Source organism: Caldisericota bacterium (genome assembly GCA_034717215.1).
Taxonomy (GTDB): Bacteria; Caldisericota; Caldisericia; order Caldisericales; family Caldisericaceae; genus UBA646.
Genome location: JAYELD010000132.1, coordinates 1 through 6,249, shown reverse-complemented (window position 1 = coordinate 6,249; position 6,249 = coordinate 1). Strand labels below are relative to the sequence as shown.

The following is a 6,249-nucleotide window of genomic DNA, read 5'->3' as shown; positions in this document are numbered from 1 at the left end:
GTGATACAGGTTCTACTACCTCAACACCGTCAACTACCGGCGAAACTGCCTTTAAGTTCTGCCCTTATTGTGGAACTCCTCTACAGCCGGATTACCAATTCTGTCCCGGGTGTGGAAAACCGATTACAATTCAAAGAATAATAAAGACTCCCAAAGAGGAAGGGGTAAGGAATGATAAAAAGACCAGGATGAATTATCCCGTTAATTTAACCCAAACCAGAGGATTATCTGAAGAGCTTAATCTATCTGACTATTCAAGGCGGATGAAGATGAATAGGAATTATAGCAAGCCTTTTAATTCCTTTAAACCTGCTTTCATTTCCCGAGGCTTTGGCTCCTGGTTAGTCTGTATTTTTCCGGAAAAACCTCTTCTTCCCTGGGCGGTATCCAGGAGAATTATATCTGACTATTATGATTATGGTAAACTACTTCCTAATTCGATAGGGAGAAAAATTTCTTCCCAGATACTGACTACCAGAAGTTCCTATCCGGAAAATTTGAATTTTTCTTATCTTAAGGGGTTAGGTAAACAGATTGCCTTTAATCCTAATTTAGGAACAACTTTTCGGGGTGGAGCAATTGACCAATTAGGTTCTTCCTTAAAAAATTTAGGAGAAGGAATTTCTTTTAAGATGGTAGTTAGTAAGGCTTCTCCTTCTAATGAAACCTGGGTTTTAAGAAGTTCCAAGATAGGTGCTCAAAAGGATATCTTTATGGGTGCTTTAATAGGAGGAATAAGTTCTAAAATCGGGAGCTCATTTGTCGACCAGACCCGTTCTTCTTCCTCGTTAGGGGGGTGTTTATCTACTTTGGGGCAAGGCATAACTTATGAGATTGGAGTCAAAAGAGAAGCGGGAACTTTACCTTCTCTAACCCCTACATCTCCACAAACCACTCCGACTCCGGGAGCTCCTGCTCAAGGGGGGATAACTCTTACTCCTCCGGGTCAACCCGTACCGGCTCAACCAGGGCAGGGGGGAATCGCTTTACCCGCTTCAGGTACTCTCCAAGAGCCCCAGATTATTTGGAAACAATACAGTCTGAATCAAGCTTTTGGTCATAATCCTTTAATTACCGGTTATTTGGAATACCCCTCCACCTGGCTGGTTAATTTAGACTCATTTAACAGAAATGTTACTTTCTCCGAAGATGCCAGCGGGCTTACTTCTTTAACTCTTTTTCCCGGCATAATGGGACAATTTAGCAGTGCCCAAGATTTAGCTCAGCAGATGGCTTATCTTTTACAACAACAGGTTTCTGATTTATCAATATTAAATCAAGAATTTAAAATAGTACCTGCTCCCGGTAGTGCGATAGAAGTAACTGAGGGAAAAATAAATTTGCAAGGAAGTTACCAGGGGACTACTTTTCGATTTAATTTAGAAAGTTACGTTATCTATACCGGAGCTTATGGCTCAGCAGCATCTGGTATGTCTGGTATGGGATATGTTATTTTGACTCAGGCTCCTCAGGGAATTTTTACAGAGAAAGAACAGAAATATTTTAATCATATAATACTTAGCTATAAAAGGTCGTTAGGAGTAGTAAAATAATTTTTTAGTGTCCCAAAAAATTAAGAATTTTGGTAAAAATTACTACTTAGTAAATTATAGAGAGGAAAATTGATGAAAAATAGAAATATTTCTATTATCATCATCGGGGTAATTATTAGCCTGATGGGATTATTTTTATTTCCTTTACTCGCCCAAGGGATATCTATAACTTTAAATGATGGAACTGTGCTAAACTTACCGGATACCGAAAAAACCGAAGAATTTGAACTTTTACAATGGGTAGAAAAAGAGATTGGAAAGAAGGATTTTTTATCTTACACTTTAGATATTGCCTTACTTTCTCCTGACCAGCAGAAAGAAATAATTAAATATATTAAGGGTAGGGCTGACCAAATTTATCTTACCGGTCAATATTCCCGCCTAATAGAGGAGATGAATATTTTAAAAGCACTGGCGTTCGCCCAAGATAAAGATGATTTAATTGCAGAAAGCTTTTATTATCAGGGGAGAGCCTGGTATCGTCAAGGGAAGGATGATGAAGCCCATCAGATACTTCTTCAAGCATTAGAAAAATATGAAGCTTTGCAAGATAATTCAGGGATTATGAAGGTTTATATTACTCTGGCCGGTGTATATCAAAGCTATCAGGATTTGAATAAATCAGAAGAATGTGCCCAACTTGCCTATCAATTAGCCGAACAGCTTCAGGATATTTCCGGAAAAGCCTCTACCTTTTTAAGCTTTGGAATAATATCTTTTTATCGAGGGGATTTAGAGAAGGCAGAGAAGTATTTTTTAGATTCCTACAATTTTGCTGTTCAGATTGAAAATACGGAAGTAGCAGCTCTATCTTTAAATAATTTGGCTTATATCTATGTAGAAAGAGGAAATTTCCAAAAAGCCCAGCAAGTTTGTGAGTCCTCTTTACAGGTAAGTTTAGAGTCCGGTTTTAAGTGCGGAGAATTTGCGGTCAAACTTTCTCTGGCTCGTATTTATCATGAAGCCTGGGGAGATTCTAATCAAGCTCTTCAGTATTTAATCGATGGCCAAAGATTAGCTCGGGAAATGGAACTGGGTTACCAGGAAGCCTGGGTGCTTAATAATATGGGGATTATCTACCTGGATAAAGGAGATTTTGAAAATGCCAAAAAGGTCTTAGAAGAAGCGGAAGAACTTATTCAATTGTATGATATGCCCGGAGATATAGGGGTATATACCAATCTGGGCAGTCTTTATTTACAAATAAATGATTTAAAGAGGGCAGAAAATTATATTACCCGGGTTCTTCGATTTGCCACTACTTTAAATTATCCTTTAACCATAGCTGATGCCTGGATGAATTTAGGGGTAGTCTATAATAATGAGGAACGGTACAAAGATGCAGTTTCCGCTTACAATGAGGCAATGAAAATCTATGAAGAATTAAATATTCAGCCCCGAATTGCAGCCTTAATGAATAATTTTGCCTCTTTAAACCAACATCTGGGCAATTTAAAACTTGCTTTAGAAAGCCAATTAGAGGCCTTAAGGATTCACCAGGAATTAAACATGCCTTTTGATCTGGCTTTGGATTATGGTAATTTAGGGACTATCTACCTGGATATGAAGGATGTGACCAAGTCAGAAGAATATTTTAGGAAAGGCTTGGAATTAGCTCAAAAATTAAATTATTCTCGAATGATCTGGTATTGTCAGACTGGTTTAGGCCGGATATTATTAGAACAAGGGAAAAGAGAAGAATCCCTTACTTACTTTAAACAGGCTATAGATATTTTGGAAGGATTACGTGAAAGGCTTACTTCTTCTGAGATGAAGAGGGGCTTTTTTGAGAATAAACTTTTAGCTTATGATTTGACAATAGAGGTCCTCTGGGATTTAGGCCGATTTGAGGAGGCTTTCAATTATACTGAGAGAGCTCGGGCGCGCAGTTTTTTAGATATCCTGGGAGGAACTATGCTCAAGGTAAAAAACGAAGATGAAGTGATGATCGGTCGTCTTCAAGAATTAGAATTAAGGATAATTTCTCTACAAGATAAAGAACGTCAGGAAAGGGCTAAGCCGATCGAGGAACAAAACAGTATTTATTTAGAGGAACTGCAAAAGATTCTAAAGAAACTTCAACAAAACTATTTTCAGTTAAAAGATGATTTAAGTCACTATTCTCCCGAAGTAGCTTCTTTGGTTACTATTAACCCTCTGACCTTAGATAAGGTGAAGACTGTTTTAGGAGAGGAGATTATTTTTTTAGATTATTATATTACCGGAGATAGGATTTTAGTATGGATCATAGAGCAGGAGGGAATAAAAACCAAAGAGATAAGCATAAAAGATATTAATCTTAACAAGAAAGTAGAAGAAGCTCGGAAAGCTTTTACCGCTACCGAAGGGGACTATGACTATCAGAAGATTTGTGAGGAACTTTACCGGATACTTTTTGCCCCGGTAAAAGCTTTAATAGGGGATAAGACTACTATAGGCATAATTCCTCATCGCAGTCTTTTTTATCTGCCTTTTCAAGCTTTAAGGGGAGAAGAGGGATTTTTAGTCGACCGGTATGACTTATTTTATATACCTTCCGCCAGTGTCTATTCTTATTGTTTGAGCAAAAACAAAGAAAATAAAGAAAGTTATCTGGGGTTTGGTAATCCCTCTTTTGAAGGAAAAGACTTGGCTCCCTTGCCCTTAAGTGCAGAAGAAGTCAAGATTGTGGCTCGAAATTTCCCTTTTAATGATGTTTTTATCGATAAAGAAGCTACTGAGACGAAATTTAAGGAAATTTGTTCTAACTTTGATATTATTCATCTATCCACTCATGGCCTGGCTGATGACCAGAGACCGCTTTTTAGTGTAATTAGTCTAGCGCAAGATGAGAAAAATGATGGAGAAGTCAGGGCTTATGAAGTATTTTCTTTAAATTTAAAAGCTAATCTGGTAGCCTTAGGAGCTTGTGAGACCGGATTGGGTAAGTTAAGTGAAGCCGAAGGATTGGTAGGCTTGGTAAGGTCGTTCCTTTATGCTGGGACTCCTACAGTAATTGCCAGTCTGTGGAGTGTATATGATAGGCCCACAATGGAACTTTTTATAAAATTTTTTAGATACTGGAAACAGGAGGGGATGAGCAAAGTAGAAGCTCTGAGTCGTGCTCAAAGAGAATTAGCGGAAGAATACGGTCTCCCCGTTGCCTGGGCCGGGTTTATCCTGATTGGTGATTATAGATAATAAATATTTGATTAAATTATTTTTTTCTTCTCCCCACCGGGGAGAAAGGCAGGTGAGGGGGATTAATCGTAAAAATATACGCTAAGTGCTAAATTTAAAAATAAAAAATAGAAAGGAGAAGATATGATGAGAATAAAATTTAAATTAATTATCTTGACAGTTTTAATCTCTTTTTTGGTAAGCATTGGAATAGCTTATAGTCAGGGAAGTACATATACTGATCCTCAGGGTCGTTTTTCCTTTAACCTGCCTGCTGGGTGGAAAGCTGCTACACCTTATGATTCTGCTCAAGCAGCCTATTTTACTTATTCGGTTCAACAAGGGACTGTGGGAGAATTAATTGTGATGATTGAAGAGTTACCATTTAGTGCAAGTGTAGATCAATATGCAGCAGCAGCGGAAGAAAATGGCTTTAAACAACTTCCTGGCTATAAACCTGGGACTCAACTTCCCACATCTATTTTTGGTTTACCTGCAATAAAAAAGAATTTTGCTTTCAGTCCTCAGACCGGATTAACTTTACAAGCAGAAGCTTATATTTTTATTAGTGGTAACTCTGCCTATACTATCCTTTTGGATGTTTTACCTGATTATTTTGCTCAAATGGAACCAGGTTTTGCTCAAGCAGTGGCGAGTTTTCAAGTGCAAAGTGGGGCACCAATAGCAATTCAACCTACTCCTCAACCAGTTGTACCATCGACACCAGTTCCTACTCCACCAACCACAACTCCTACTCCACCAGTTATTTGTCCTACCCCTCAACCAACTGCACCACCTGTAACAACACCGGTTCCAAGTACTCCTAGTATACCCATTCAACCTCCAGCGACTGCTGGAATGAATATCTATACAGATCCCCAGGGTCGTTTCAGCATCCCCATTCCTGCTGGTAGTACTACTACTCAAACTACTGAAATAGGAGTTGTTTTAAACACACCTGATGGGGCAGGTATTGTAGTTATGTATACTCAAGGAGAACAATATGTTCAGGGTATGGTAAATCAGATTAAACCCAATCATCAGTTTCACGGGCAAAGCCAGCTGCAAGCTGGAAGCAGACAGGCCTTAGTTGAGCTTTATTCGAAGGTTAACCCCCAGGATAATGTAAATTATGCTACCGTAGTAGTTACTTATCCCGGTACACCCTTTATGATAATCGTAACTGTTCCAGCAGACAAATATAATCAAGCCCAGCCCTGGATACTGGAGATGATAAAAGGAACATCCATAAGATAAAAAACTGCCAGGGGACGGTCCTCTGGCAGTTTTTTAAAAAAGCTTTACAGAGATTTTATAGATTTTTTCTTGACAGAAAAGATAGTTTGGAGTATAAATAAATATAGAAAATAAAGCTGACAAAAATAGTATGAAAAAGAAGGGAAAGTTAAGATGCCAAACTATGATTTTGAATGTCAGGACTGTCATAAAACCTTTGAGGTCAGAGCAACTATCAAAGAGATGGAAGAAGGTAAGATATCCTGTGTAAAGTGTAAGAGCAAAAATATCAAGAGGATTT

Annotated in this window: 3 protein-coding genes; all 3 read left to right on the top strand. The window is 38.2% G+C overall.

Going from position 1 to position 6,249, the window contains the following annotated elements; genetic code table 11:
- Positions 1–1,553, top strand: a 1,553-nt coding sequence (locus U9Q18_05565) for a zinc ribbon domain-containing protein (GenBank protein ID MEA3313826.1), incomplete at its 5' end; no start/stop codon positions are given.
- A gap of 72 nt (positions 1,554–1,625) precedes the next feature.
- Positions 1,626–4,733: a CHAT domain-containing protein gene (locus tag U9Q18_05560; GenBank protein ID MEA3313825.1), complete on the top strand. Its 3,108-nt coding sequence runs from the start codon at positions 1,626–1,628 to the stop codon at positions 4,731–4,733.
- A 123-nt stretch (positions 4,734–4,856) separates the two neighbouring features.
- A complete protein-coding gene (locus tag U9Q18_05555; protein MEA3313824.1) occupies positions 4,857–5,969 on the top strand; it encodes a hypothetical protein in 1,113 nt (370 codons plus the stop codon).
- The last annotated feature ends 280 nt before the right edge of the window (positions 5,970–6,249 follow it).

Coding starts and splice junctions, on each gene's coding strand:
- U9Q18_05555 (MEA3313824.1), top strand. CDS start 4,857: ATGATGAGAATAAAATTTAAATTAATTATCTTGACAGTTTTAATCTCT.
- U9Q18_05560 (MEA3313825.1), top strand. CDS start 1,626: ATGAAAAATAGAAATATTTCTATTATCATCATCGGGGTAATTATTAGC.